This window comes from Paraglaciecola sp. QJM3NY_14 (genome assembly GCF_056173245.1).
Genome location: NZ_CM149664.1, coordinates 2,895,022 through 2,920,697, shown reverse-complemented (window position 1 = coordinate 2,920,697; position 25,676 = coordinate 2,895,022). Strand labels below are relative to the sequence as shown.

Genomic DNA, 25,676 nt, shown 5'->3' with positions numbered 1-25,676 from the left:
AAAAATAAAAGGCGTTAATCTATGTTTGTCCCCCCCAATTTACGTATTCAAGAGAACCAGGAAATTAACCGGTTTATCAGTGAAAATAGCTTTGGTATTTTAGTGTCTGAGTCACTTGATGCTACGCATATCCCGTTTATTTATCATCAAAATGAAGGGGAGTGCGGGATACTCTATGGCCATATCGCTAGAGCCAATCCTCATATTCATCAATTAACACAAGAGAAAGCATTGGTGATTTTTAGTGGCCCCCATGCATATGTATCTCCTACATGGTATGCAGAAGGGCCTGGGGTGCCCACGTGGAATTACGCCGCGGTTCATTGTAAGGGCCAAGCAAGTCTAATCAGCGATGAAGAAACGGAGCAGGCGATGGATGCTTTGGTGGCAAAGTATGAGCCAAGTTTACTCGACAATGAGGTGAGAATGCCTGCGGATTATCAGGCTAAATTGCGCCGAGGCGTAGTTGGCTTCAAAGTCGTTATCGAACATATCGATGCCAAGGAAAAACTCGGGCAGCAGCGTAAGGAGGCTGATCAACAAGGTGTATTCAAGGCCCTAAGTCAAAGCGCTGATTTAGGCGATATGCAATTGGCCAACTATATGCAAAAACGCCAACTTGGTGTGGGCGGCGTTGAATAAACGCAAACTTATTAGACTCGCCCACTGCCGTGCGCTGGTGGTTATTTGACGTTAGGCTAACACTGTCGATCGCAGACGACGAACAGTGGTGACGCAGGCAAGGCGTGACTGACAGTGCTAAGCGTATTTGAGATGTAAGCGATATAAAAATGGCCTATAAGACATTTTAGGCCATTTTTATTACGTATACCGTTTTTGAAAAGAATTCCTAATAAGCAGTTTATTGCTCAAACCATTTACGAATGGCTTCTCTGTCTTGTTCTGTCATACCGGTTTTATTCATTAATGGCATATCTTTACTGACAACGGCACGCTGGTATATCAGCGGTGCTCTTGCCTGAATTTGTTGCCACGAATCGAGCATTAATCCCAGTGGCGCAACAACGAACAATTCATCCGTCGGTTTAGCGGAGTGACAATTCGCACAATGGGTTTGAATAACGTCAAACGCGTGTTGTTCAGTCGCGCTAAGTTGAACTGGTGCAGACGCGTTGATATTGGCGGTTTCAAGCGCTTTCGTGTCATCAATATGCGCTCGAGGGTAAGAGACCCAACCGGCAATTAGTAACATACCTATTGCGCCCGTGATGAGCACTGATGGGCGCGAAATGCCTACGTGCTTTAGGTTAAAGTAATGACGTATCCACGCAGAGACTATACCAATAGCCATAAGCACAGCCCATGCCTGAGGGTGTTGGAAGGTCATAGGGTAGTGGTTGCTGATCATAATAAACAGCAATGGCAGGGTCAGGTAGTTGTTGTGTACTGAGCGCAGTTTGGCCGCTAATCCCCAAGCAGGGTTAATCTCCTTGTTGTTGGTGACTGCATCGACCATTAAGCGCTGGGCGGGCATGATTTTAAAGAACACATTGCCAGCCATTATTGTGCCAATCAAAGCGCCAACATGCATAAACGCGCCGCGCCCACTAAACCAATGTGTGGCTAAATAGCTTACCGCGCCAAGCAGTAACAGTAAGAACACACCGAATAGAGCAGGGTAACGGCCAAGTGCGCTGCGACAAGCACCTTCATAAATAAAGAGTCCGCCAAATATTAAGCCCAAACCACGAATAATGGCTTCTCTTGGGGTTAGGTCCATCACAGCAGGGTCGATCAAATAAATAGACGCACCGTGGTAGTAAATTAAGCTCAACAGCAAGAAGCCACTTAGCCAAGTGGTGTAGGCTTCCCATTTAAACCAGTGTAGGGTTTCTGGCATCTTCTCTGGCCCACGTTGATATTTGGCCACTTCGTAAAAGCCACCTCCGTGTACTGCCCATAAATCACCTTTTATGCCTTTGTCTTGTTTCCACTTTGGCGGTGTACGTAGATTGTTATCAAGCCAAATAAAGTAAAAAGAAGCGCCTATCCAAGCGACACCCGCAATCACGTGAAACCAGCGGATAAATAAAGATGACCATTCAAACCATGCCATTATGATGTTCCTTGTTTGTAATTCTTATTCTTATAGTAAGTTATGTGTTTGCTCGGTAAACCGGCTCGCCGGCGATATAAGTGGCCGTGATGGCTCTGTCATCAGCAAGCATACTCAACGCAAATATAATGTCTTGGATCTCGTTTTGTTGTTCACAGCGCAAACTGGTGAGCTCGTCAAAATACGGGTCAACTATGACGAAATCTGCATCTGTCCCAGCATTTAGGTTGCCAATACTTTGCTCTAAACCTTGTGCAACAGCGGCGCCCTGGGTCATCAGATACAGCCCATGTAATGGTGGTAACTGCTCGGAGCGTAATTGCCCTACTTTATAGGCTTCGCCCAACGTACGCAGCATACTAAAAGTGGTTCCTGCACCAACATCCGTGGCGAGGGCCACTGGGATATCGTATTTTTCCGCCGTTTTTAAATCGAACAAACCACTGCCTAAAAACAAGTTCGATGTAGGGCAAAAAGCAATACTGGCGCCACTATCGCTCATGCGTTGCCATTCATGCTCTTGCATGTGAATACAGTGACCAAACATGGCTTTAGGGCGCAGCATATTGAACTTGTCATATACGTCTAAATAACCGTTATAGTCAGGAAAGAGTGAATTAACCCAGTCGATCTCATTCAGGTTTTCGTTCAAATGGCTCTGAATGTACACATCTGGATATTGCTGTGCCAACTCGCCCAATGCATGCAGTTGTTCATGGCTACTGGTGGGCGCGAAACGCGGGGTGATCGCATAATATAAGCGGTCTTTGCCGTGCCAACGCTCAATTAACTCAGCGCTTTCTTTTTGGGCGGTTTCTGGCGTGTCTTGTAGCCATGATGGGCAGTGCCTGTCCATGCATACCTTACCCGCGATCATTAACATTTTGTGTTGCTTAGCCGCTTTAAAAAGTGCATCTGCAGCACATTGATGCACCGAAGAATAGACCATGGCGCTGGTGGTACCGTTGCGATAAAGCTGGCGTAAAAATATATCTGCTATTTTGGCTGCATACTCTGGGTTCGCAAATTTCTTCTCAGTGGGGAAGGTGTAATTATCCAGCCAATCGAGCAACTGCTCACCGAAACTCGCCAACATTTCTGTCTGCGGGAAATGCAAGTGGCTGTCGATAAATCCCGGCATGATGATCTGGCCACGATAATCGTGAGAAACCGCTTCAGGGTACTGGCTCAAAAGATCATTAGCCTGGCCTGTGGCTAGGATCTTGCCATTTTGAGTGACCAAAGCGCCGTCCTTGATATAGCTGAAGTCTACTTTCGGCTGCGCCGTCTTCTGTGGAAAATGTAAAATAGAGGCAAGGTATAGATGTGTCGTCATTTAAAAATAGATCCCGTTAGCTACCGCGGTAACTGCTAAAGCCAAATGGAGAGATGAGCAACGGTATATGATAATGACCACCGTCGGCGGTTATTTCAAAATGCACATCTACGAAAGGGTAAAACGCACTGCCGTGGGCCGCTGACAAGTACTCACCAGTGAGAAATCTAAGTTGGTATTGTCCTGCTGAAATCGTTAACTCACCCCACTGATTACAACGGCCATCTGGGTCAGTTTGCACATGCGCAATATTGCCTTCTGGTGTTGTTAGTATTAATTGCATATTAGCCGCAGGCTTGCCTAAGGTGGTGTCTAGCACATGGCTAGAAAGTGACGGTGCTTTATTCATCTGAAAGACCCTTTAGTATACGTAGCATGGTAATTTTAATTTGTTCACCACTGGCAATATCGATTTCGGTGGCAGTAGTATTATGGATACGCTGTTCGATTTCCTGAAGCATGGTTTTCGCGCTCAAGCCGCTGGCGCAAATGATAAAAATAAACCCGTGCTTTTCTTTATAGGCTAAGTTCAGTTTTTGCAAAGCCAGTAGGGTTGCCTCATCCGCTTGCGCAGCCCCATCTTGCTCATTGCTTGCCATGGCCTTGGTACTGGCATATTTCTCACGCAAGCTGCTGATATCCCCAATCATGGGATGGGCGTCAAATGCTTGCAGAACATCCTCTTTATTCATGTCTTGCCAACTTGCTTGCGCTTTTTGCAGCAGACTCGGCGCATTGGCATAAGGCCGTTGCTCTTGCATTTTCGTTACCCAGCGCTGCGCTGCGCAAGTTTGAGCAAAAAACGTTTCAGCCTCACTCGCAGTGAGGTTATTCAATTCAGTTAAGGTCATAATGAGTCTTTTAATTTCTTAGAGGCGCGCCACGCGTTCACTTGCTTTTGTCGCATTTTAAGCGCTTGGTTGGTGTTAAGTTGGTTTTCTTGCGTACTCGCGCCCTCACTGGATTGTTGCTCAAGTGCATCATTGTTTAGGCGTTGTATGATTTGACCCGCAATAGACACCGCCACTTCAATGGGGCGTTTACCTGGAATGTCTAATACCCCAATTGGGCTGACCAAGCGCTCGGGCTGAGTTACATCAGGCATGCGCGCGGCGATACGCGTGACAAATCGTTTCGCTTTGGTGTTAGAGCCTATCATACCAATATAAGGCAGGTCAGGGCGTTTAAGCGCCAGCTCAACCAATTCGTAATCTAATTGATGATTGTGGGTCATAACCACCAACCAACTATTGGCAGGTGCCCGAGCGATATGCTCAGTTGGCTCATCGCTCACTATGATATCTAAATTGGCAAAATCGTAATTCGGGTGTCTTTGTCCCGCGCTGCTCTTGGGAAATAATGCTTCACGTTGATCAATCCATTGTATTTGCAGAGGCAACTGCGCTAGTAACGGAATTAATGCATGGGCCACATGACCCGCGCCGTAAATTTGCACGGTTTGGCATTGTTCTATCATCACTTCAAACAATACGTTGACCGCACCGCCGCAGCATTGCCCCAATTTACTGGAAAGCGGATAGTGCTCAATGTGCTGTGTTTGCTCGTTATTCGCGAGTAGACCTCTGGCTTGTTCCGTAGCGGCAAATTCTAAGTGCCCGCCGCCTATCGTGTCGAAAGTTTCATCCCCGGTCACGATCATTTTGGTGCCGTTGCCGCGAGGAGTCGAGCCCGCAGCGCCAAGGACTGTTACCAATACGTAGGCTTTGCCTTGCGCTTGGCATTGATGCAATGCGTCAAACCATTTATTGGTATTCATCTTAACTAGGCTCGCTAGACGTGGGGTCAGCATCTATAGACATAATACATTTCAGCACGGCTTCTGGCGTGGCAGGGGCGGGTAACTGAGGATCAATTTTGTAGTCTGTTAAGCTTGAAATCGCATCTTTAATGGCACACCAAACTGAATTCGCCAACATAAAGGGCGGTTCACCCACCGCTTTAGAGTGATAAATACTGTCTTCGTCATTGTCCCTTGGATATAGGTCCACATTAAACACGTCGGGGGTGTCGCCAATGGCAGGTATCTTGTAGGTCGCCGGGTTGTTGCTGATCAAGCGACCTTTATCATCCCACTTTAAATCTTCGGTAGTGAGCCAGCCCATGCCTTGTATAAAGCCACCCTCTATCTGCCCTATATCAATGGCTGGGTTTAAGCTGCGGCCCACATCATGCAGAATATCGACACGCTCTACTTTGTACTCGCCCGTTAAGGTGTCGATGGAGACTTCGGATACCGACGCACCATAAGCAAAGTAAAAGAATGGGCGGCCATTACCTGTGCTGCGGTCATAATGGATTTTAGGGGTTTTATAGAAGCCCGTTGATGATAACGATATGCGGCCAATATAAGCGTCTTGTACTAATTGCACGAACTCCACGCTATGTTGGCCTAACGTGACGCGATTGTCGGCGAAAGTCACTTTATCTGCGGTAAGTTCCGAATCGTCAATGGTTTGTGCATAGAATTCTGCTAAGCGCTGTTTGACGCTGATACACGCATTTTGTGCTGCTTTTCCGTTAAGATCGGTGCCACTTGATGCTGCCGTGGGCGAGGTATTCGGCACTTTATCAGTACGCGTAGCGGTGACTTCTACATCATGCAAAGAAATGCCAAACTCATTGGCTACAATCTGACCAATTTTAGTATGTAAGCCTTGACCCATTTCTGTGCCGCCGTGATTAATCTGCATGCTGCCGTCCGTGTACACATGCAGCAGTGCCCCAGCTTGATTCAAATGCTTAGCAGTAAAGGAGATGCCAAATTTTACGGGCGTCAGCGCCAGGCCTTTTTTAACAATGGGACTGCTTTTATTAAACTGAGTGATGGCCTCTCTGCGGGCCCAATAATTAGAAGAGGTTTCTAATCGTGCAATCAAATCGCCCAACAGGTTGTGTTCAACCGTCATACCATAAGGTGTGAGATTTCGATCTTTGTCGCCATATAGGTTTAACTTACGTACCGTTAGCGGATCTTTTCCTACTTTTCGAGCAACAGCGTCCATCATGGCTTCAGCAACTATCATACCTTGTGGGCCACCAAAACCGCGATAGGCTGTGTGTGACACCTGATTGGTACGGCAGCGATGGCCCGCCACATTGACGTTTTCAAGATAATAACCGTTATCGCAATGGAACATCGCCCTGTCGACAATGGCATCTGATAAGTCAGGTGAGTGCCCGCAGTTACCGTTTATATCTATATCAGCCGCGTTAATTAAGCCTTCTGAGTTAAATCCCACTTGATAGCTGTTTTCAAATGGATGACGTTTACCCGTGGCAATCATATCTTGCATGCGCGGTAAGCGAAGTTTTACAGCGCACTGGTTACGTTTGGCAAGCAGGGCAGCTATACACGCCCATTGTGCTGCTTGGGTTTCTTTACCGCCAAAACCACCGCCCATGCGGCGCATATCCACCACGACTTTGTGCAATTTACAGCCTAATACTTCTGCGATGAGTTTTTGAACTTCACTGGGGTGCTGGCTCGATGTGTAAACCAATACGCGGTCTTCCTCATCGTTTATCGCCATAGACACTTGGCCTTCAAGATACATGTGCTCTTGACCGCCTATGCTTATATGTCCTTGCGCGTTTAGTTCGCTTTGGCCAATGGCCGTGTCAAAATCACCTTGTTGCATAAAATGCGCTGGGCGCACAAAATTACTCTGTTGTTTCGCAGCTTCAACCGTTAGGCAAGGAGCTAATGGCGTAATATCAACCTTGGCTCTCAGAGCGGCTTGACGCGCATGTTGCACGCTGTCGGCTAATACCGCGAATAAGGCCTGACCGTTAAATAATACGTTACCTTGGGCAAAAATAGGGTCGCCATCAAATACTGGGGCGATATCCACATGACCTGGTACATCATCCACAGTAATCACATCAGTTACGCCTGGGCTTGCCCAAACCGCTGTCAAATCGATAGAATTTAATGTACCTGAGGCTTCGGGGCTGGTGCCCACGGCCGCGTACTGCAAATTCGAAGGCTGGGGCATATCATCCACATAACGGGCTTGGCCGCTGACTTGGCGAATGGCACTTTCGTGGGGATGAGACTTGCCTACTTTCCCTTGGGGGTTACTGGTAAACGGCTGTTCAATAAGTTTACGCATGGTCGTAACCTCGCTGTATTAGTGAATGGAAAAAGCTAAGAAGACAAAAAAGCACACGAGGTGCAAATGACATGTGGCCACAAGTAACACAGCAAAGGTTATTCATATGCGTGCACCCGTGTTTCAATTTGCTGGCTGTGTTGATTCGTTTGTAACCAAAAGCGCTTAAACAGATTGACTAACAAGGTTTGACGATACTCAGCGCTGGCGCGCACGTCATCAAGGGGCGTAAACGATTCACTCAGTACTTTTTTGCCTAACTCAAAGGTACTGTTTTTAGACCAATCTTTGCCTTTTATGGCATCGCTTAACGCATCAACTGATGCTGGTGTGGCTGCTACGCCGCCAAAACCAGATTTTAGTTGTGTTACGTTGTTGTTCTCGTCCAGCGTCAAATTAAACACGGCACACACAGCTGAGATATCATCTTCTTGGCGCTTAGAAATTTTATACGCGCGCACTTGGGCGCTCGGCTCAAGGTAAGGGATGAAAATCGCTTCAATCCATTCATCACTTTGCAACAACGTTTGGCGATAACCCGTGAAAAAATCGCTGATAGCGATGTCTCGACGAGTTGTACCATTATCTACCTTGATCACCGCATTTAGCGCCAATAGCGCTGGGGGCATATCACCGATGGGGGAGGCGTTCGCAACGTTGCCGCCTAAAGTGGCTTGATTACGGATAGGTGTTGAGGCAAACCTGTCGAGTAGTTCGTGCAATGATGGGAAATGTTTAACAAGTAAAGCTTCCATCTTACTGAAGGGGACCGCTGCACCAATTTTTAAACCGCTGCTAGTTGCTTCAACAACTTGGAGTTCTTTCACTTGCGTCAAGCTGATAAGTGTCGGCAATGACTTTAACTGCTGAGTGACTTCTAATGCGATATCCGTACTGCCCGCAAAAAAGCGTGCGGTAGGTTCTGCTTTAATCGTCGCAGCAAGCTCATTTCTGTTAGTCGGCATAAATAAGGTATCTAAGCCAGCCTCACTTTTAGGCAGCGAGTTTAACTGGGCTATTGTAGCGGCTTGCTGTTGGCTGAATTTGTCTTGTGGCGTGCCAGTGCATGAAGCTAAAGCGGCATCAATGATAGGGCGATACCCAGTACAGCGGCATAAGTTGCCGCCTAATGCTACATTCACTTGCTCCCGGTTGGGTGCGCTGCCTTGTTGATAAAGGGCGAACATCGACATTACAAAACCAGGGGTACAAAATCCACATTGAGAGCCATGGGCATCTACCATTGCTGCTTGCACTGGGTGCAACGTTTCACCATCGGCCAAATGTTCAACGGTTAAAAGTTGCTTACCTTGCACCGCAGATAAAAACGTAACACAGCTATTCAAAGCTTGGTATTCAAGTGCTGAGCCTTGCTCATTCGCTTTTGCCACCACGACGGTGCACGCGCCGCAGTCTCCTGAGGCACAACCCTCTTTGGTGCCGCACAGATTACGTTCATCTCTTAAATAATTCAGTAAAGTGGTGTCAGCTTGTGTGGCATCTATGTGCACAGCTTTGTCGTTAAGTAAAAAGCTGATCATGGTGGTCTCCGCGTGGCTCAGTCATAAAACTACTTATAATGATGGGTATAATAGCTTGATTAAATACAAAAACCAGACCAGTTGGTCAGGTTTTTGCTAAATACTTTTCGATTCTTGGTATTATGAGTGCTTAGTGCCTAGCGACATTTTATGTTTATGACTTGCTTGAATAATGCCTAAGTCGCTAATTTGTCGAGAATTAACCGTGAATATAGGCAATCAAGAGATTTTTAGGTAGGATGTTAACTCAATGTTAATGGGGCATGTAAGGCTCTTCAATATGAGCCCTTTGAAAAGGATAGTAACGGATTAGATGAGTGACTCATTATCAAAAAAAGATGACAGCATTGGCGCAATTAATCGCGCAAAAATTTTAACCGCAGCTGAAAAAGAGTTTGCAATTCATGGGTTTAAAGGAACCAGAGTGCAGAATATAGCGGATAGAGCGGAATTGCCAAAGACTAATATTTTATACTATTTCAAATCCAAAGACGGTTTGTATCTTGCGCTGCTACAAGAAATTCTAAGTTTGTGGAACAGCAGTTTCGACAACGCTAAAGCGCAAGATGATCCTGCTCAAGTGTTGGCTGCGTATATAGCAGACAAGATGGAAATCTCTCGTTCTCGGCCTGATGCATCGAAAATCTTTGCACTGGAAATCATCAACGGTGCACCAAACTTGAGCAGCTTTTTTAAAGACCAACATTCCAATTGGATGAATTCTCGAGTGGCAGTAATACGCCAATGGATCGAGTTAGGAAAATTACCAGACATTGATCCTCATTATTTGTTGTTCAATATTTGGGCGAGCAGTCAGCACTATGCTGATTTTTCTGCTCAGATCACTGAACTAATGGGGCACGAGATGGATCAAAGCGAATTCGCAAACGCCACTAAGAGTTTAATTAAGCTCATTTTGCAAGGCTGCGGCCTAACAGTACCGAACGAATATAAATGACAAGAGATAGACAATGAACCACGCATATCCACGAGATTTAATCGGTTATGGCGATACTCCGCCCAACCCAAACTGGCCCGGTAAGGCAAAGATCGCGCTACAGTTTGTACTCAATTATGAAGAAGGTGGAGAAAACTGTGTACTTCATGGTGATGAAGCATCTGAAGTTTTTCTTTCTGAGATTATTGGCGCACAGGCATACAAAGACAGACACCTGAGCATGGAGTCCATGTACGAATACGGTAGCCGTGCAGGTTTTTGGCGATTACACCGCTTGTTTGAACGCTTAAATGTGCCGATCACTGTATTTGGTGTCACGATGGCGTTGCAACGAAACCCAGAAGCGGTCGCTGCAATGAAAGACGCCAAATGGGAGATTGCTAGCCATGGGATGCGCTGGATCCACTATCAAGATATGCCTGAAGCCCAAGAGCGTAAAATGATTGATGCCTCTATGCAGCTTCATCAAGCCATTACTGGTTCAAAACCTGTGGGTTGGTACACAGGCAGAACCAGTCCGAATACCTTAAAGCTCATCTCAGAGCGTGATGATCTGTTATATTGCGCCGACTCTTACGCGGACGATCTTCCTTATTACGACACCAACTATCCAAAACCTTTGTTGATTGTGCCTTACACGCTAGATACCAACGACATGCGTTTTGCCAGTGCACAAGGGTTCAATAGTGGTGAGCAGTTCTTTCAATATCTTAAAGATGCGTTTGACGTGCTATACGAAGAGGGCAATTACGCGCCTAAAATGCTGTCGATTGGTTTGCATTGCAGGATCATAGGTAGACCTGCGCGTATGGCTGCGCTGCAACGCTTTATCGAATACGTACAAAGTCATGACCAAGTATGGCTGTGCACTAGACAAGAAATAGCGCAACATTGGAAAGATAACTTTCCCTACAAGTAACAAGTAACAAGTAACAAGTAACAAGTAGCCAGTAGAAGGTAACAAGCAGTGATATATTGCTGCGCTCAAGCCATAAAAAAACGCGTAGTAGGCAAGCCCTCTACGCGTTTTTTTGTGGGGGTCGGGCTCAGATGCCTACACTAATTCGTTATTTCAAATCTAGGACGTAACGCAGAATAAACACCGCAGCCATGGCATAGGTTATCCATGTGACCTGTTTGTACTTGCCTGTGCCGACCATGATACCCACATAAGTGATAAAGCCCATGGCTATGCCTTCGCTGATACTGAACGTCAGTGGCATAACCAATAGCGCAACAGTGGCTGTGGCAAGCGCCGTTAAATCATCAAAGTCTAACTGCCTGAAAGAGTCCATCATTAAGATACCCACCATGATCAGCGCCGGCGTGGTCGCCATAAGCGGGATCACTTTCATCAAAGGGGTAAAGAACAAGGCAAGCATGAAACATAACGCTACGAACACACCGGTAAGGCCAGTGCGGCCACCAGAAGATACCCCCGCAGCAGATTCCACATAGGATGTCACGGGGGATGTACCAAGGGCAGCACCGACCACACTTGCGGTTGCATCGGCGGTCATCGCAGGGCCTATTTTGGGTAAACGCCCATCTTTGTCTAACAAGTTAGCCCGGCGTGAAACGCCAATTAGAGTACCGATAGTGTCAAACATGTTCACGAACAGCAGGGCGAAGATAAGGTCCCACGTGGTTGCGATGTTTTCTATGGGATACATGAGATCCATGGCGAAAAACGTAGAGCTTATGCTATCGGGCATGCCAATAAATGAGTCAGTGTGCTGAGTAAGGTAACCGTCTGCAGTGGGTATAAATGCGCCAATCAAGGTCAGCACCAATACAGAAATTAATATTGCCCCAGTGACCTTTTTAATAAAAAGTACAATGGTTAGCAAAATGCCGGCCACCGCGAGCATAGTGGCAGGCTCTGATAGATCGCCAATCGTCAAGAACGTGGCAGGGTGGTCAACGACAATGCCGGCGTTTTTTAAGCCAATAAAAGCGATGAATAGACCAATACCACATTGCACCCCTATTTTGAGCGCAGCGGGGATGGCATCGGCAATTTTGGTTCGCACCCCAGTCACCGACAACAGCAAAAACAGAATACCGTTCCAAAACACAATACCCAGAGCTGCTTCCCAATGAATGTCCCTAGTTAAACATATTGTAAAGGCAAAGAATGCATTCAAGCCCATTCCGGGCGCCATGGCGATGGGGTAGTTGGTCATAAAAGCCATTAGCAAGGTGCCCAAGCAAGCGGCAAGTGCTGTGACGGTTATTAAGCCGACAACCGGCATACCGCCAGCGGATAGAATGCTCGGGTTAACCACCAATACATAAGACATAGCCGCAAAAGTGGTTAGGCCGGCGATAAATTCAGTTTTAATATTGGTGCCGTTGGCTTGCAGCTTAAAAAGCTTTTCGAATACTGCGTTAAACATGGATGCTTCTCATTGGGTTCTCTTACTAGCCGCACAGGGCCAATGATGAAAGGGTTAAAGTAACCCCGTGAAGCAAAAACCTGACCATTTAGTCTAGCTTTGGTGTGGTTTATGCTGAACAATGATACACAAAGTCACTAAGAAGCGCTTTCTTGAACCGTTAACAACGGGAAAATAATAGCGGCAAGGGTGTTTTCTTGAGGTAAAATACGTATTTAGCTTAGGTTATTGCCAACGACTGCTCATTTTAGGTGCGTTATATGCCTTTTTCTAGTGCAATAGCTAACTCGTTTACTCGATGAAAAGTGCAGTAGATGACACGTTTGGTTGCTCAAGAGCGCAATCGACAGCGAGTGTAGTGACTGACTAAGCGCGCAATAGATAAACAGGTTTAACAACGCGCTGAATGCATGCACAGCAGTGCATCACAAGACACATAACCCATATTAATCCGCTAACGCAGGACTAAAATAACAGACAATACACTATCACCTTGTAACGCAGCAGAAACTAACAAGAACAACCAAAAGCAATAAAAATATGAATGGGCCGTTGTGTACATCCATAATAATGATAAGAGGAATAAAAAATGCCCACGCAAGCTACACCCATTGCAGAACTAATAAATTCACTTCCCAAAGCTGAATTGCATTTGCATATAGAGGGCACACTTGAGCCTGAATTAATGATGTCTTTGGCAGCAAAGCATAACGTCGCACTGCCGTACGCAACGATCGATGATGTACGCAGCGCCTACAATTTCGATAATCTACAGAGTTTTCTCGATTTGTATTATTTGGGGGCGTCAGTGCTGCAAGATGAAGACGATTTTTACCGCTTAATGTGGGATTACCTGTGTAAGTGTAAAGAAGACAACGTAGTGCATGTTGAAATGATGTTCGACCCACAAACCCATACTGAGCGCGGCGTCGGTTTTGACGTATTCATGCCAGGCTTCAAACGCGCGATGGAACAGGCAGAAAAAGAATGGGGGCAATCTAGTCTCTTGATCATGTCGTTCTTACGCCACTTAAGTGAAGACAGTGCGTTTGAAACCCTCGATGCTGCCGTGCCTTACTTACCTATGATTGCAGCGGTTGGCCTAGACAGCTCTGAGCTGGGTAATCCGCCAGAGAAATTTGCTCGCGTTTTTGCCAAATCGAAATCTCTGGGTTTGATGCGTGTGGCGCATGCCGGTGAAGAAGGGCCCGCCGAATATATTTGGAGTGCGTTAAACGAGTTAGATGTGCACCGTGTGGATCATGGTGTGCGCAGTGTTGAAGATACTCAGCTAATGGCACATCTGGCCAATAGGCAAATGCCGTTAACCGTATGCCCTTTGTCCAATATCAAGTTATGCGTATTTGATAAAATGGCGGACCACAATATTCTTACCCTATTAGATGCAGGTTTGTTGGTCACGGTTAATGCTGACGATCCAAGTTACTTCGGTGGTTACTTAAACGATAACTACCACGCATTAGCGGCCGATTTGCCCATGACTCATGAACAGGTCAAAACGTTGGCCGAGAATAGCTTTAAAGCAAGCTTCTTGGATGACGAGCAAAAGGCCCATTGGCTTAGCAAAGTGGCCTCACATTTATAACCTTATCTAACGCAAAGGAATGCGGTTTTTCATGCTCGGCAACGTTTTCAAAGATTTATTCAAAAAGCACGCTTATTAAAGCGTATCGCAAAGCTCCTCTCAACGCATCTCTCAAGGGGGTATTCACAGAAAATAATGTGGATACTTACCAAGCAAGTTATTGTTGCGTGCATAGCGTATAACATGTTCACAACGAGTAGGATGGTGGGAGGCTATCTAAAGAAAGAGCAAAGCAAGCGCAAAGCACGATTACAGTGCAAGATGCACCAATATCACCCCACAGTTTCTATTAAACGCGTTTCAAATTCGTCTAAAAACACTTAACTTATTGTAATTAATAGTTTTTATAATGTTGGCACCATAGGTGCAAATATTATTGTTGAATGCACTTGTGTTAATAATAACGTTAAAAACGAAACACATACTGACAGAATTACCTCGTTGTAATTTCTAAGTAAGGCAATGTAGCCCGCAATGACTTTCCGTGTCCTGGAGTCTTTGCGGGTTTTTTTTTGAGTAAATTTTCTATGAGAATTCATCATGAGCGTTGAGAAATTTAATTTGCTGTCTTTCACCGGCAAAATGAAAACCCTACATCTATCCTGGATAGCCTTTTTTATCACATTTATGGTGTGGTTCAATATGGCGCCCCTAAAAGGCGCTATTGTCGATGGTGTAGGCCTGACTCTCAGCGAATGGAAAACCCTGCTCATTATCAACGTTGCGTTGACGATCCCTGCGCGCGTGATTATCGGCGCGCTAACCGATAAGTTCGGGCCGCGAATTGTTTACTCTGCATTAATGGCAATATGCTCAATACCCTGTTTTATGTTTGCTCTGGCTGATAGCTTTACCCAACTGCTTATCGCGCGTTTTGCATTAGGCTGTATTGGTGCAGGCTTTGTTGTGGGAATTCGCATGGTGAGTGAATGGTTCCCACCCAAAGAGCTTGGCACGGCCGAAGGCGTTTACGGAGGTTGGGGCAATTTCGGTTCAGCGGCTGCTGCTTTTACCTTGCCCACTATAGCTATTTTGTTTGGTGGCGAAGATGGCTGGCGCTATGCAGTAGGCATTACTGGGCTGATGAGTTTATTGTTCAGCTTTGTTTACTATAAAAACACCACAGATACCCCGAAAGGTTCTACTTATTTCCGCCCTAAAAACTTAGGCGGAATGGAAGTCACAAGCGTAGGTGACTTTTACTTGCTGCTGGTGATGAAAACACCTATGTATCTGGCCTTAGCGCTACTTAACTGGAAGCTTTCACCGCAAGGCGTATCGCTATTAGGTGAAGGTGTTGCGTTAGCAATATATCTGGGTCTAAGTGCATTGTATGTTTACGACGCGTATCTTACCTACAAGGTCAATAAAGACTTATTTACTACCCCGGTTGCCGAGGTACATCGTTATTCTTTTAGGCAAGTGGCGGTATTGAACATTCTGTATTTCGCCACGTTTGGCTCTGAACTAGCGGTGGTCTCTATGCTACCGGCATTTTTCGCCGAGACCTTTGAGCTCAGTATGGCGACGGCGGGTTTATTGGCGGGTATGTATGCATTCATGAATTTAATGTCGCGTCCTGGTGGAGGCCTGATTTCGGACCGCTTCGGGCGCAGAAAAACCCTACTTATTTTAACCGCGGGATTAGCAGCGGGTTACTTTTGCTTGAGCTTGATTGATGCCACATGGCCGATTTGGTTGGCGGTGGTTGCGGTTATGGCGTGTTCTTTCTTTGTCCAGTCAGGGGAAGGGGCGGTCTTTGCCGTGGTTCCTTTGATAAAACGTCGTTTAACGGGGCAAATTGCCGGTATGACAGGAGCCTACGGGAATGTCGGAGCAGTTGTTTATTTAACGGTTTACTCTGTGGTTGATACGTCCACTTTCTTTGTGGTCATTGGGTGCACCGCTGTGCTTGGGTTTGTGGCATTGTTGTTTATGAAAGAGCCACAAGGAGCGATGACGGAAGTGCGCGAAGATGGTAGTGTCGAGCTTATCAACGTTACATAAGGTAACGTAGCGTTCAGTCTGTTTATATGAGAAAAGAGCCTTGGAAAAACTTAAATTAGAATTTGGCGGTTTTTCCAGTGAAGGGGTAAAGGCAGAAAATCAAGACGCCTTTGCCGCTTACTTACCCAAAGAGCCTGATTTAACCTCTAAAGGCGGCGTGGCCGCAATCGCCGATGGTGTTAGTGTTTGTACACGTGCTAAAGAGGCAGCCATCACCTGCGTTACCAATTTTATTCAAGATTACTACCAAACTCCCCAAACCTGGACGGTAAAACACGCTTCCGGCAAAGTATTACAAGGCCTCAACCGCTGGTGCTATGGTCAGCACGATTACGAGCACGGTGGTCACAGCCAGATGGTGACTACCTTCAGCAGTATGATATTCAAATCGACGACGGGGTTTATTTTACATTCAGGTGACACGCGCATTTGTCGCATACAAAATAATGATTTTGAGCAACTCACCACAGATCACGTATCACGACAAGGGCGCAATAATGTATTGACTCGGGCGGTGGGGATAGAGGCGCATTTAGACGTTGATTTTCGTACAGTCGAACTCGTCAAGGATGATATTTTCGTTTTAACGTCTGACGGGGTGCATGAATTTTTAAACAGCAAAACACTGATTGCTCTCATGACAGCCACGGATACTTCCTTAGAGCAGCGGGCTAAAAATGTTGTTAACGCAGCCATCGCCTCAGGCAGTGACGACAACCTAACGTGTCTGTTGGTCAAAGTGACTGAGCTGCCCAATGCCAGTTTAGATGAGCATTATCGACAAATTATGCATTTGGCCATGCCGCCAGCGCTTGACGTGGGCATGAAGCTTGAAGGCTATCGCGTGGTACAAACGGTGTTTAATGGTACGCGCAGTAGCTTGTACAAAGTCGTAAACGAATCAGACGGCAAAACCTACGGCTTAAAAACGCCCTCACAACACTTTGTTGATGATCCTGTTTATCTCAGTGGATTTCTGCGTGAAGAGTGGATAGGCCAACACATCGCTCATCCAAATATTATGCGTATTCATAAGCGACCAAATGACGCGAAGTTTATGTATCATGTTTGTGAATACATAGAGGGGCAAACATTACGCCAGTGGATGCACGACAACCCCGCTCCGTCTATTGAGCAGGTGCGCACTATTATTCGCCCATTGGTGCTTGCGTTGCGTGTGCTGCAGCGCAGAGACATGGTGCACAGAGACGTGAAGCCTGAGAATGTGATGGTGGACGGTAACGGCGAAGTCAAACTGATTGATTTTGGTACTGTGCTGGTGAATGCTTTGGCAGAAACCAATTCACTGCCCCTTGAAAATATAGCCTTGGGCTCGGTTCACTACATTGCACCTGAGTATTTGCTTACGCAAAACAGTGATTACAAGTGCGATATGTTTTCTGTGGCCGTGGTGGTGTATGAAATGCTAACAGGGCACTTGCCGTTTAAAGCGTTTCGCTATCAAGATTACATCCCCCGTTCCTTCGATGAATGGGATTACCAGCCATTACAGACCTTTCGAGGTGATTTACCTCAGTGGTTAGACTTAACGTTACGCAAAGCGCTGCAGCCAAATCCGCTGTTTCGTTATGATGCGTTTTCTGAGTTTTTAGTGGATCTCTCCCAACCCAATCAGGCGCTAGTATCCGCTGCAAACAAACAACCTCTTATCAAGCGTAACCCGTTAGTAGTGTATAAAGGGCTGTGCATTATTCAGCTGGTTATTATCCTGTATCTTTTGAGCTTACTTTAATTATCTTCCCCTTTTTAACGCATCTTTAGCAGCTGCTTCAGTGCCGTAATCAGAGCATCTATCAGGTTTTTTTTAGCAGCTTGTTAGCGATTTAGGTGTGCAAAGAGTGTGCAAATGGCGTGCAAAATTGCACCTATATGGTTTTAGTTAAAACAGCTCCTAACACTACCTCATGGTTAAGTCATTGTTTTTAATTGTTATTTTAAGTTGGCATTGTTGATGCTAAGAGGTATTTGCAATAAAACAATAAAAATAGGCATATGGGAAGTGCACTTAACGTGCATGCATAATTGCATTCATAAAGCATGTGTTTAAAACGCATGTATTTATAGAGCATACAGCGCAGCATGAAACATATTTGTAGGTTTGCCATGACGGCGGAACTACAACCGGCAAAGTAGCCCACAAGCATCCAAATTTTGGATGGTTGTGGGTTTTTTTTTGGAAAATTTTTGAACTGATACGGAGTAGGAAATGGTTAATAACAGATTGTTAAACTCGCTTGTACATACCGTGAAATCGCTTCGTTTTGCAATGATTTCAGCAGTGTGCACAACAACGTTATTTGGGCAGGGTGTGGCGGCACAAGAGTTAGGATGGCCAGAAAAAGAAGAACTAAAATTCGGCTTCATTAAACTTACCGACATGGCGCCGTTGGCAATAGCTTATGAGAAAGGCTACTTCGAAGATGAAGGCTTGTATGTCACATTGGAAGCACAAGCAAACTGGAAAGTGCTACTCGACCGCGTCATTGACGGTCAATTAGATGGGGCGCATATGCTAGCGGGGCAACCATTAGGGGCAACCATAGGGTATGGCACAAAGGCGGACATCATTACCGCCTTCAGCATGGACTTAAACGGAAATGCCATTACGGTTTCGAATGATATTTGGCAGCAGATGAAGCCAAATATTCCCAAGGAGAACGGCAAACCAGTCCATCCTATTAAAGCCGATGCCCTTAAACCGGTTGTTGATAGTTACAAAAAACAAGGTAAAGCATTCAAAATGGGCATGGTATTCCCCGTGTCCACTCACAACTATGAGCTGCGTTATTGGTTAGCCGCAGGCGGTATACATCCAGGATATTATGGGCCGAATAATGACGTGAAAGGCCTGATTAATGCCGATGCTCAATTATCGGTTACTCCACCACCACAAATGCCGTCCACCATGGAAGCTGGCACTATTTATGGTTACTGCGTAGGTGAGCCGTGGAACCAGCAGGCGGTGTTCAAAGGCATAGGCGTGCCGGTGGTTACCGATTACGAAATTTGGAAAGACAACCCTGAAAAAGTGTTCGGGGTAAACAAAGCATGGGCAGAAGCAAACCCAAATACCCATATTCGTGTGGTAAAAGCGATGATCCGCGCGGCTATATGGTTAGATGAGAAAGACAATGCTAACCGTCCTGAAGCGGTACAAATTCTAGCGAAAAGCCAGTATGTAGGGGCTGATGCAGAGGTGATTGGCAACAGTATGACCGGCACCTTTGAATATGAAAAAGGCGATAAGCGTTCAGTGCCAGATTTCAACGTGTTCTTTCGCCACAATGCCACCTATCCCTATTACAGTGATGCTATTTGGTACTTAACCCAAATGCGTCGTTGGGGCCAAATCAGTGAGCAAAAATCTGATGATTGGTACAAAAACATCGCTAAGCAAGTGTATCGCCCTGATATTTATGCTCAAGCGGCGAAGTCATTGATAGCTGAGGGGAAAGCAAGCGTAGCGGATTTTCCCGAATTTGCCAGCGAATCAGGCTTCAAAAAGCCACAAACACACTTTATCGACAATATCGTTTATGACGGCAGTCAGCCTAATGCTTATCTTGAAAAGTTCGAGATTGGCTTAAAAGGCGACAGCAAAATTTAATCGCAGCCAAAGAGGTTGGGCATGGCTCGACCTCGGCTTAGAGGAACATATTATGTCTAAAGCACAAACGGCATCGCTTATATTAACACCCGTGAAAAGCGTCAATATCAGCTTGGTTTCATCCTGGCTAAGAAATGCAGCATTGCCACTACTGGGGATCTTAATATTTCTCGGCTTGTGGGCTGTGCTTGCCAAAAACATTGATACATCACTGGGGAAGTTCCCAGGTCCAAGCGATGTGTTAACTCAGGCTCAAGTGTTGATTGAAGAGCATGGGGAACAGCGAAGTAAAGCCAACGCATTTTATGAGCGCCAAGAGCAGCGCAATGCCGCACGGGTCGCCAAAGATCCCAGCTACAGTCCGACTATTCGTGCATTTACCGGTGCTCCGACTTTCTTTGATCAAATATGGACCAGCCTATACACAGTCACGGTTGGCTTCTTGATCGCCTCGGTTATAGCGGTACCACTGGGGATATTATGCGGCTTAAGTAAAGCCTCTTATGCGGCCATTAACCCGTTGATCCAACTGCTCAAACCTGTGTCACCTTTAGCGTGGTTACCATTGGTCACTATGGTGGTTAGTGCGGTGTATGTAAGCGATGACCCGATGTTTTCGAAATCGTTTATTACATCAGCGGTCACTGTGTCTTTGTGCTGCTTGTGGCCCACTTTGATCAATACCGCTGTTGGGGTATCAAGTATTGACAGTGATTTGATCAACGTGAGCAAGGTGCTCCGATTGGGACCTTTTTCACATGTAATGAAAATTGTGATGCCATCATCAATTCCAATGATTTTTACCGGTTTACGGTTGTCGTTAGGCATAGGTTGGATGGTGCTTATCGCTGCAGAAATGCTCGCGCAAAACCCAGGGTTAGGCAAATTCGTATGGGACGAGTTTCAAAATGGTAGCTCAGAGTCATTGGCTAGGATCATGGTCGCGGTATTAACGATCGGCTTAATTGGTTTTGCGTTAGACAGACTAATGTTGCTGCTGCAGAAACAAGTGAGCTGGGACAAAGGGGCGGTGCTGCGTTAACAAGCCTTGGCAATATCGCCACTGCTCTATCAGCGAGCTAAACCTACTTTTAAACAAATCGGCAACGATAAGGCAGACAATAATGACGCATAAACATCATTTAGAACTAACACAAGTAGGCATTGATTTTCCTACCCCAAAAGGGCCGTTTACGGCGTTAACTGATGTGAACTTGCGTATCAATAAAGGTGAGTTTATATCCCTAATTGGTCATTCAGGGTGCGGTAAATCGACAGTACTCAACATCATTGCTGGCTTACACAAAGCCACCAAAGGCGGGGTAATCTTAGACAGTCACGAGGTAAATGAGCCGGGACCTGAGCGCGCTGTTGTGTTTCAAAACCATTCCTTGTTGCCTTGGCTAACGGCGTATAAAAATGTTGAACTAGCGGTCAAGCAAACCAGTAAAGGTCGCAGTAAAGCAGAAATGCGCGACTGGGTTGAGCACAATTTAGAGCTGGTACACATGAGTCATGCGGTAGACAAACTGCCTGCTGAAATATCCGGTGGTATGAAGCAACGCGTCGGTATTGCCAGAGCGCTAGCCATGGAGCCTAAAGTGCTATTGATGGATGAGCCATTCGGTGCGCTAGACGCGTTGACTCGGGCGCATTTGCAAGACTCCATCATGGAAATTCACGCCGACCTAGGTAACACAGTGGTGATGATCACCCATGATGTTGACGAAGCGGTGCTTTTGTCAGACCGCATCGTGATGATGACTAACGGGCCGTCAGCCACCATAGGCGAAATTTTGGAGATTGAGCTTGCTCGTCCTAGAGACCGTTTGGCACTGGCAGACAACCCTCAGTACAACCACTATCGTCACGAAGTACTGACCTTCTTATATGAGAAGCAGCGCAAGGTCGAATCGGTAGCTGCTCACCGCAAAAAATCACAGGTCAATAACAAAGATAAAAGCGCGAATGTCGCCTAATACAGGCTAATGGCGATACGGGTTATCTGCCATTGATGTAAGTAGAACAAGTGGATAAACAGACATAAACGCTGAACAGAATGAACCTAGCCGCTTAGGCTGGCGAAAGGCTCTGTGCGACTAAAAAATCAAATATAAGCTCGACGTAACGGGCACAAACACATTTTACATCACACAATATTAAGGGATATACATGAGCACGCACATCGTAAAACTTAACAAAAAGAAATCTGCACTTGCGCTAATGGTTGGGTTGGTATGTGCTGGGGCGACCATGGGACAGGCACATGCAGCAGAGCAAAGCAGCATTACCAGCGCCTTAAAAGAAGGCACTGCAGCGGTTAACCTGCGATTGCGCTACGAAGATGTTGATCAAGATACTAACGATGCCAGTGCATTAACCTTGCGCACTATGCTTAATTATACCACTGATAGCTACAAGGGTTTTTCAGCCAAAATTGAAGTTGAAGACACACGCATTGTATTGGGGCAGGGCGACTACACGGTGGGCCCAAGTGGCTATAATCCTGGGCAATATTCGGTTATCGCAGATCCAGAGCATACAGAGCTTGATCAAGGCTACGTGCAATACCAAAACGCCGGTGTCACGGCAAAGTTTGGTCGTCAAATTATCACCATGGACAATCACAGGTTTGTGGGGCATGTAGGGTGGCGTCAAGATTGGCAAACGTTCGACGGGGTGAGCGTAAAATACGTAGCCAATAAAGATTTAACCTTAAACTACGCTTATTTAAGCCAACGTAATCGTATCTTTGGCCAAGACGCTGATTTAGACAGCAAAGATCATCTCTTCAATGTTGGGTACAACACCGCATTAGGCAAATTAGTGGGTTACAGCTACTTGTTAGAAGTTGATAACGACATTGACAATTCACTGGATACCTATGGTTTTAGCTTTAATGGCGGCACAAAAATAGCGGATACTTCAGTGTTGTACGGCATTGAATATGCCACCCAGAGTAGCGAAACCGCCACCACTGATTTTGACGCTGATTACTTGATGCTAGAAGCAGGGGTGAAACTGTCGGCAGTGACCTTAAAACTTGGTTACGAGTCATTGGGCTCTGACGATGGCGCATATGGCTTTTCGACGCCACTTGCTACTCTGCACAAATTCAATGGATGGGCTGACACCTTCTTGAGTACCCCAGCTGAAGGGCTAGTGGATGTGAGTGTTTCTGCATCCGGCAAATTGGCAGGTGGTGGATGGTCTGTGATTTATCATGATTTCAGTGCCGATAAGGACTCAAGCACGGTTGATGATTTAGGCAGTGAGATTGATTTCAGTTATGTGCGTAAATTTGAAGGCGGCTATGCCACGGGTATCAAATACGCTGCTTATTCAGGGGACAGTGGCCGTCAAGATACTGATAAGTTGTGGGTTTGGGCAAGTGCTGCATTCTAAACGCGATTCTAGTATCACTATTTGACGGTTTTGAACGGACCTCGTTTTTACGCTAAGTGTTCAATACCTAAATAAACCACAAGCAAGCCAGAAGCAAGCCAGAAGCAAGTACGTGCGTCGTTAAATGTTTAGCGGCGTCCTACTTGCTTTTTTTTCATCATATTATCCTAAAGTCGTAAAAAAGCAGCGCGATTGAATTAGCTTTGATAAGCTAGGGTACGAACGCCATTTCGCACGCTATTTTTATTAATTTCAAGGATATATATGTCGGAATTTGAATCCATCGCCAATACAAGCTCTTATTTTGTTGGCTGGTTTACCCTCGCACTGATTAACGCCGGTTTAGCACAAGGCAAAGGCCGTAATGGTCTTATTTGGTTTATCGTATCTTTGTTTGTGGGACCCTTTGCGACGTTACTGATAGTCGTATTCGAGAACCTTAATAAACAACGCCATTTTTAAGTTCCGATGAAGAATACCCAGGACGTGAGTACCCAGAGTAGAGGCGCAGCTTTTATATTAGGCACGTTTTTGTGTGCCGGGTTGGTTGTACTGGGTTTTCAGATAAGCAGTGCGGTAATCGAGTACCGCCAATTCGAGCGCAGTGTCACAGTAAAAGGCTTATCTGAACAGGAATACCCCGCAGACATTGTCATTTGGCCAATTCAATACACGGTAGCGGATAACTCACTTGACGCACTTTATGCATCGATTGAAACCAACACCGGTCTCATTTCAGACTTTCTACGTCAACATCACATCCCTCAGACTGACATCAGCGTATCCGCGGCGGCCATTACCGATAAATCGGCCCAGCAATACGGCGGTAATGCCACGCCCACCTTTAGGTTCACCGCTGTGCAAACAGTGACTGTCTATTCTGGCAACATCAGTTTGGTGCGCGAGGTCATGGGGAAGCTAACTGAGCTGGGCAAAAAAGGCATAGTACTTAATCAAAATAACTATCAAGCCAACGTCGAATATATTTTCACACGTCTAAATGATGTTAAACCTTCGATGATCGAAGAAGCCACCAAAAAAGCCAGAGAAGTCGCCGAAAAGTTCGCTAAAGATTCAAACAGTGTGCTTGGTAAAATAAAACGTGCCTCACAAGGGCAATTTAGCATTACCGCGAGAGATAGAAACAACCCCCACATTAAAAAGCTGCGAGTGGTGTCAACAGTAGAATATTACCTGTCTGATTGATGGCATTTTTATCTCAGGGATGGCACGACATTTTTAATGTCTTTGTGCCGTTTTCATTGGCTAAGGGATTTTTGCATTGCTTCTAGCTTGATTTGAAAAACAGGGTTGTGAAAGACCTAAGAGCCGTTAACCTCAAATTTACTGTAGTGAAATATATTTGTTCTGATAACTGACTTGCGAAACAGTTATCGTCAGCTATGGATCCTGTCGCCATAACCGCATTGTACCTAATAAATAAAATGTACCGTAGATGCAGCATACAATGGAACTTACCATCCAAAACATCATTGAATTTTGGTGAATAACGGGATTCGTGGTAAAAAAAGGAACGACCAAACCAGCGTCCCCACGCACCAAGTAAATAACGCTAATGGCGACTAAACACGTCTTGATAAAGGGCAATTTAAAGATTAACCCTGCACCAGATAAAGCATAAAGCCCCCAAACAGATAAGACTGTCGCGATAACCAGTGTCACAATGGTTGGGTATGAGTCTCCATTAGCAGCCATTTGGGCCATGTGCTCACCAGCACCAAAGAAACGATACCAGTCTGGGCCTCCATAAATGCAACTAACGTGAAGTAGTGCTGCAAAAAAGCTCAAGTACCCAGCGCTAACAAGTAAATTATTCCTTTGCATTTTCACCCTTTTTGGCCCTTAGGCATTTGGGCTGATTCCAAGATAGCTGTCTCTGAATTTATATGCATATATTCTCAAAAAACGACTACACAGACTTATAATCGATTGATTCATTGAGTACTGATTAACACGCCAGCGGTTTGGCGTTTCTATTATTTTTTCCATGTTTGCCAAGATTTCTTTGTATAACAGAAAATACCAAAGGCAATGCCATAAATAAATATTGGGAAGCTTGATAAGAAATAGCTCGATAAAAAAACAGGAGTAGAAACGGCGATTGCGATCCCTAGCCTTCGTTTGGAGGAATATGTCACGGGAGTAAATTTCTTCGTTTTCATTAACCAATATTGAAGTATTAGTGCGAATAGAACGAGCAAAAAAATAGCAATTTGCGCCGTATTGATATTGTTCATTAAACCTCCTTGTATGCTAGCACCCATGTGGGTCATAGTTTTATGGTTGTGTAGCAAAATGACGTGAACGTGTTGACCAGTTATCGCATCAAGTGACGGGCTTGGGCCAGTATCATGAGCCGTCATGACATTCAGCATTTGTTTATCCCATTAATTAGAAGTGAAGGGAGTAAAACTTACCATTACTTTACTGATGGCTGTTGTATTTGTAAACAAGAGTAGATGTGAGGAACTGACATAAAAGGAATTAAGGATGGGCTGTAAAACATTGGCGATATTCTAGGGCTGCAAAAAAGGTGCTTAGCTAATTCAGCCAAGCACCGCACTT

22 protein-coding genes are annotated in these 25,676 nt (G+C 45.6%); 12 read left to right on the top strand and 10 right to left on the bottom strand.

Annotated elements, in window-relative coordinates; translation table 11 throughout:
* Positions 1-21: 21 nt before the first annotated feature.
* Entirely contained in the window at positions 22-642 is a 621-nt protein-coding gene (locus AC0VYA_RS12230; RefSeq protein ID WP_475488435.1) for an FMN-binding negative transcriptional regulator, read from the top strand.
* 220 nt (positions 643-862) lie between these two features.
* On the opposite strand, the gene AC0VYA_RS12225 is transcribed toward AC0VYA_RS12230, so the two are convergent.
* From AC0VYA_RS12225 to xdhA, 7 genes are all read right to left on the bottom strand, one after another.
* Entirely contained in the window at positions 863-2,077 is a 1,215-nt protein-coding gene (locus tag AC0VYA_RS12225) for a urate hydroxylase PuuD (protein ID WP_475488434.1), read from the bottom strand.
* 40 nt (positions 2,078-2,117) lie between these two features.
* Positions 2,118-3,413: a guanine deaminase gene (guaD, locus tag AC0VYA_RS12220; RefSeq protein WP_475488433.1), complete on the bottom strand. Its 1,296-nt coding sequence runs from the start codon at positions 3,411-3,413 to the stop codon at positions 2,118-2,120.
* 16 nt (positions 3,414-3,429) lie between these two features.
* Positions 3,430-3,762 carry a hydroxyisourate hydrolase gene (gene uraH / locus AC0VYA_RS12215; protein WP_011575219.1) on the bottom strand — a complete coding sequence of 111 codons (333 nt, stop codon included), beginning with the start codon at positions 3,760-3,762 and terminating at the stop codon, positions 3,430-3,432.
* The gene (uraD, locus tag AC0VYA_RS12210) at positions 3,755-4,264 is read right to left on the bottom strand and encodes a 2-oxo-4-hydroxy-4-carboxy-5-ureidoimidazoline decarboxylase (protein ID WP_475488432.1); all 510 of its coding nucleotides are present in this window, start codon (positions 4,262-4,264) and stop codon (positions 3,755-3,757) included. The genes uraH and uraD overlap by 8 nt, the downstream gene beginning before the upstream one ends.
* A complete protein-coding gene (xdhC, locus tag AC0VYA_RS12205) occupies positions 4,261-5,190 on the bottom strand; it encodes a xanthine dehydrogenase accessory protein XdhC (RefSeq protein WP_475488431.1) in 930 nt (309 codons plus the stop codon). Before xdhC ends, uraD begins: the two co-directional genes overlap by 4 nt.
* A gap of 1 nt (position 5,191) precedes the next feature.
* Positions 5,192-7,546, bottom strand: coding sequence for a xanthine dehydrogenase molybdopterin binding subunit (xdhB, locus tag AC0VYA_RS12200; RefSeq protein ID WP_475488430.1), 2,355 nt, complete (start codon positions 7,544-7,546; stop codon positions 5,192-5,194).
* Positions 7,547-7,644: 98 nt separating this feature from the next.
* A complete protein-coding gene (gene xdhA / locus AC0VYA_RS12195) occupies positions 7,645-9,087 on the bottom strand; it encodes a xanthine dehydrogenase small subunit (RefSeq protein WP_475488429.1) in 1,443 nt (480 codons plus the stop codon).
* 313 nt (positions 9,088-9,400) lie between these two features.
* Between xdhA and AC0VYA_RS12190 the strand changes: the two genes are divergently transcribed.
* Together AC0VYA_RS12190 and puuE are read left to right on the top strand one after the other, a co-directional pair.
* The gene (locus tag AC0VYA_RS12190; protein WP_011575214.1) at positions 9,401-10,045 is read left to right on the top strand and encodes a TetR/AcrR family transcriptional regulator; all 645 of its coding nucleotides are present in this window, start codon (positions 9,401-9,403) and stop codon (positions 10,043-10,045) included.
* Positions 10,046-10,058: 13 nt separating this feature from the next.
* On the top strand, positions 10,059-10,964 hold the full coding sequence (gene puuE, locus AC0VYA_RS12185; RefSeq protein WP_011575213.1) for an allantoinase PuuE: 906 nt from the start codon (positions 10,059-10,061) through the stop codon (positions 10,962-10,964).
* A 148-nt stretch (positions 10,965-11,112) separates the two neighbouring features.
* Here puuE and AC0VYA_RS12180 read toward each other — a convergent pair whose 3' ends face one another.
* Complete coding sequence (locus AC0VYA_RS12180) at positions 11,113-12,444, bottom strand: NCS2 family permease (RefSeq protein ID WP_475488428.1); 1,332 nt, start codon at positions 12,442-12,444, stop codon at positions 11,113-11,115.
* 589 nt (positions 12,445-13,033) lie between these two features.
* Between AC0VYA_RS12180 and AC0VYA_RS12175 the strand changes: the two genes are divergently transcribed.
* The 9 genes from AC0VYA_RS12175 to AC0VYA_RS12135 all read left to right on the top strand — a co-directional run bounded on the left by AC0VYA_RS12175 (position 13,034) and on the right by AC0VYA_RS12135 (position 24,296).
* On the top strand, positions 13,034-14,050 hold the full coding sequence (locus AC0VYA_RS12175; protein ID WP_475488427.1) for an adenosine deaminase: 1,017 nt from the start codon (positions 13,034-13,036) through the stop codon (positions 14,048-14,050).
* Between the two features lie 540 nt (positions 14,051-14,590).
* On the top strand, positions 14,591-16,057 hold the full coding sequence (locus AC0VYA_RS12170; protein WP_475488426.1) for a NarK family nitrate/nitrite MFS transporter: 1,467 nt from the start codon (positions 14,591-14,593) through the stop codon (positions 16,055-16,057).
* A gap of 40 nt (positions 16,058-16,097) precedes the next feature.
* Complete coding sequence (locus tag AC0VYA_RS12165; protein WP_475488425.1) at positions 16,098-17,810, top strand: bifunctional protein-serine/threonine kinase/phosphatase; 1,713 nt, start codon at positions 16,098-16,100, stop codon at positions 17,808-17,810.
* 474 nt (positions 17,811-18,284) lie between these two features.
* Positions 18,285-19,685, top strand: coding sequence for a CmpA/NrtA family ABC transporter substrate-binding protein (locus AC0VYA_RS12160; RefSeq protein WP_475488424.1), 1,401 nt, complete (start codon positions 18,285-18,287; stop codon positions 19,683-19,685).
* A gap of 52 nt (positions 19,686-19,737) precedes the next feature.
* The gene (locus AC0VYA_RS12155; RefSeq protein WP_475488423.1) at positions 19,738-20,727 is read left to right on the top strand and encodes an ABC transporter permease; all 990 of its coding nucleotides are present in this window, start codon (positions 19,738-19,740) and stop codon (positions 20,725-20,727) included.
* An 82-nt stretch (positions 20,728-20,809) separates the two neighbouring features.
* Positions 20,810-21,664: a nitrate ABC transporter ATP-binding protein gene (locus tag AC0VYA_RS12150; RefSeq protein WP_473481002.1), complete on the top strand. Its 855-nt coding sequence runs from the start codon at positions 20,810-20,812 to the stop codon at positions 21,662-21,664.
* Between the two features lie 193 nt (positions 21,665-21,857).
* Positions 21,858-23,090 (top strand): alginate export family protein, encoded by a 1,233-nt coding sequence (locus AC0VYA_RS12145; protein WP_011575205.1) that lies wholly within the window; start codon positions 21,858-21,860, stop codon positions 23,088-23,090.
* A gap of 264 nt (positions 23,091-23,354) precedes the next feature.
* Entirely contained in the window at positions 23,355-23,552 is a 198-nt protein-coding gene (locus tag AC0VYA_RS12140; RefSeq protein ID WP_006990913.1) for a hypothetical protein, read from the top strand.
* Positions 23,553-23,558: 6 nt separating this feature from the next.
* Entirely contained in the window at positions 23,559-24,296 is a 738-nt protein-coding gene (locus tag AC0VYA_RS12135) for an SIMPL domain-containing protein (protein ID WP_475488422.1), read from the top strand.
* A gap of 195 nt (positions 24,297-24,491) precedes the next feature.
* Here AC0VYA_RS12135 and AC0VYA_RS12130 read toward each other — a convergent pair whose 3' ends face one another.
* Positions 24,492-24,935, bottom strand: coding sequence for a hypothetical protein (locus AC0VYA_RS12130; RefSeq protein WP_475488421.1), 444 nt, complete (start codon positions 24,933-24,935; stop codon positions 24,492-24,494).
* Positions 24,936-25,087: 152 nt separating this feature from the next.
* A complete protein-coding gene (locus AC0VYA_RS12125) occupies positions 25,088-25,486 on the bottom strand; it encodes a hypothetical protein (RefSeq protein WP_475488420.1) in 399 nt (132 codons plus the stop codon).
* Positions 25,487-25,676: the final 190 nt, after the last annotated feature.

Bases quoted from the DNA above. Each gene is read 5' to 3' on its own strand.
- AC0VYA_RS12190 (WP_011575214.1), top strand. From the start codon at position 9,401: ATGAGTGACTCATTATCAAAAAAAGATGACAGCATTGGCGCAATTAAT.
- xdhC (WP_475488431.1), bottom strand. From the start codon at position 5,190: ATGAATACCAATAAATGGTTTGACGCATTGCATCAATGCCAAGCGCAA.
- AC0VYA_RS12125 (WP_475488420.1), bottom strand. From the start codon at position 25,486: ATGCTGAATGTCATGACGGCTCATGATACTGGCCCAAGCCCGTCACTT.
- AC0VYA_RS12170 (WP_475488426.1), top strand. From the start codon at position 14,591: ATGAGCGTTGAGAAATTTAATTTGCTGTCTTTCACCGGCAAAATGAAA.
- xdhA (WP_475488429.1), bottom strand. From the start codon at position 9,087: ATGATCAGCTTTTTACTTAACGACAAAGCTGTGCACATAGATGCCACA.
- AC0VYA_RS12155 (WP_475488423.1), top strand. From the start codon at position 19,738: ATGTCTAAAGCACAAACGGCATCGCTTATATTAACACCCGTGAAAAGC.
- AC0VYA_RS12150 (WP_473481002.1), top strand. From the start codon at position 20,810: ATGACGCATAAACATCATTTAGAACTAACACAAGTAGGCATTGATTTT.
- puuE (WP_011575213.1), top strand. From the start codon at position 10,059: ATGAACCACGCATATCCACGAGATTTAATCGGTTATGGCGATACTCCG.
- AC0VYA_RS12130 (WP_475488421.1), bottom strand. From the start codon at position 24,935: ATGCAAAGGAATAATTTACTTGTTAGCGCTGGGTACTTGAGCTTTTTT.
- AC0VYA_RS12160 (WP_475488424.1), top strand. From the start codon at position 18,285: ATGGTTAATAACAGATTGTTAAACTCGCTTGTACATACCGTGAAATCG.
- AC0VYA_RS12140 (WP_006990913.1), top strand. From the start codon at position 23,355: ATGTCGGAATTTGAATCCATCGCCAATACAAGCTCTTATTTTGTTGGC.
- AC0VYA_RS12145 (WP_011575205.1), top strand. From the start codon at position 21,858: ATGAGCACGCACATCGTAAAACTTAACAAAAAGAAATCTGCACTTGCG.
- AC0VYA_RS12135 (WP_475488422.1), top strand. From the start codon at position 23,559: ATGAAGAATACCCAGGACGTGAGTACCCAGAGTAGAGGCGCAGCTTTT.
- uraH (WP_011575219.1), bottom strand. From the start codon at position 3,762: ATGAATAAAGCACCGTCACTTTCTAGCCATGTGCTAGACACCACCTTA.
- AC0VYA_RS12225 (WP_475488434.1), bottom strand. From the start codon at position 2,077: ATGGCATGGTTTGAATGGTCATCTTTATTTATCCGCTGGTTTCACGTG.
- guaD (WP_475488433.1), bottom strand. From the start codon at position 3,413: ATGACGACACATCTATACCTTGCCTCTATTTTACATTTTCCACAGAAG.
- xdhB (WP_475488430.1), bottom strand. From the start codon at position 7,546: ATGCGTAAACTTATTGAACAGCCGTTTACCAGTAACCCCCAAGGGAAA.
- AC0VYA_RS12175 (WP_475488427.1), top strand. From the start codon at position 13,034: ATGCCCACGCAAGCTACACCCATTGCAGAACTAATAAATTCACTTCCC.
- AC0VYA_RS12230 (WP_475488435.1), top strand. From the start codon at position 22: ATGTTTGTCCCCCCCAATTTACGTATTCAAGAGAACCAGGAAATTAAC.
- AC0VYA_RS12180 (WP_475488428.1), bottom strand. From the start codon at position 12,444: ATGTTTAACGCAGTATTCGAAAAGCTTTTTAAGCTGCAAGCCAACGGC.
- uraD (WP_475488432.1), bottom strand. From the start codon at position 4,264: ATGACCTTAACTGAATTGAATAACCTCACTGCGAGTGAGGCTGAAACG.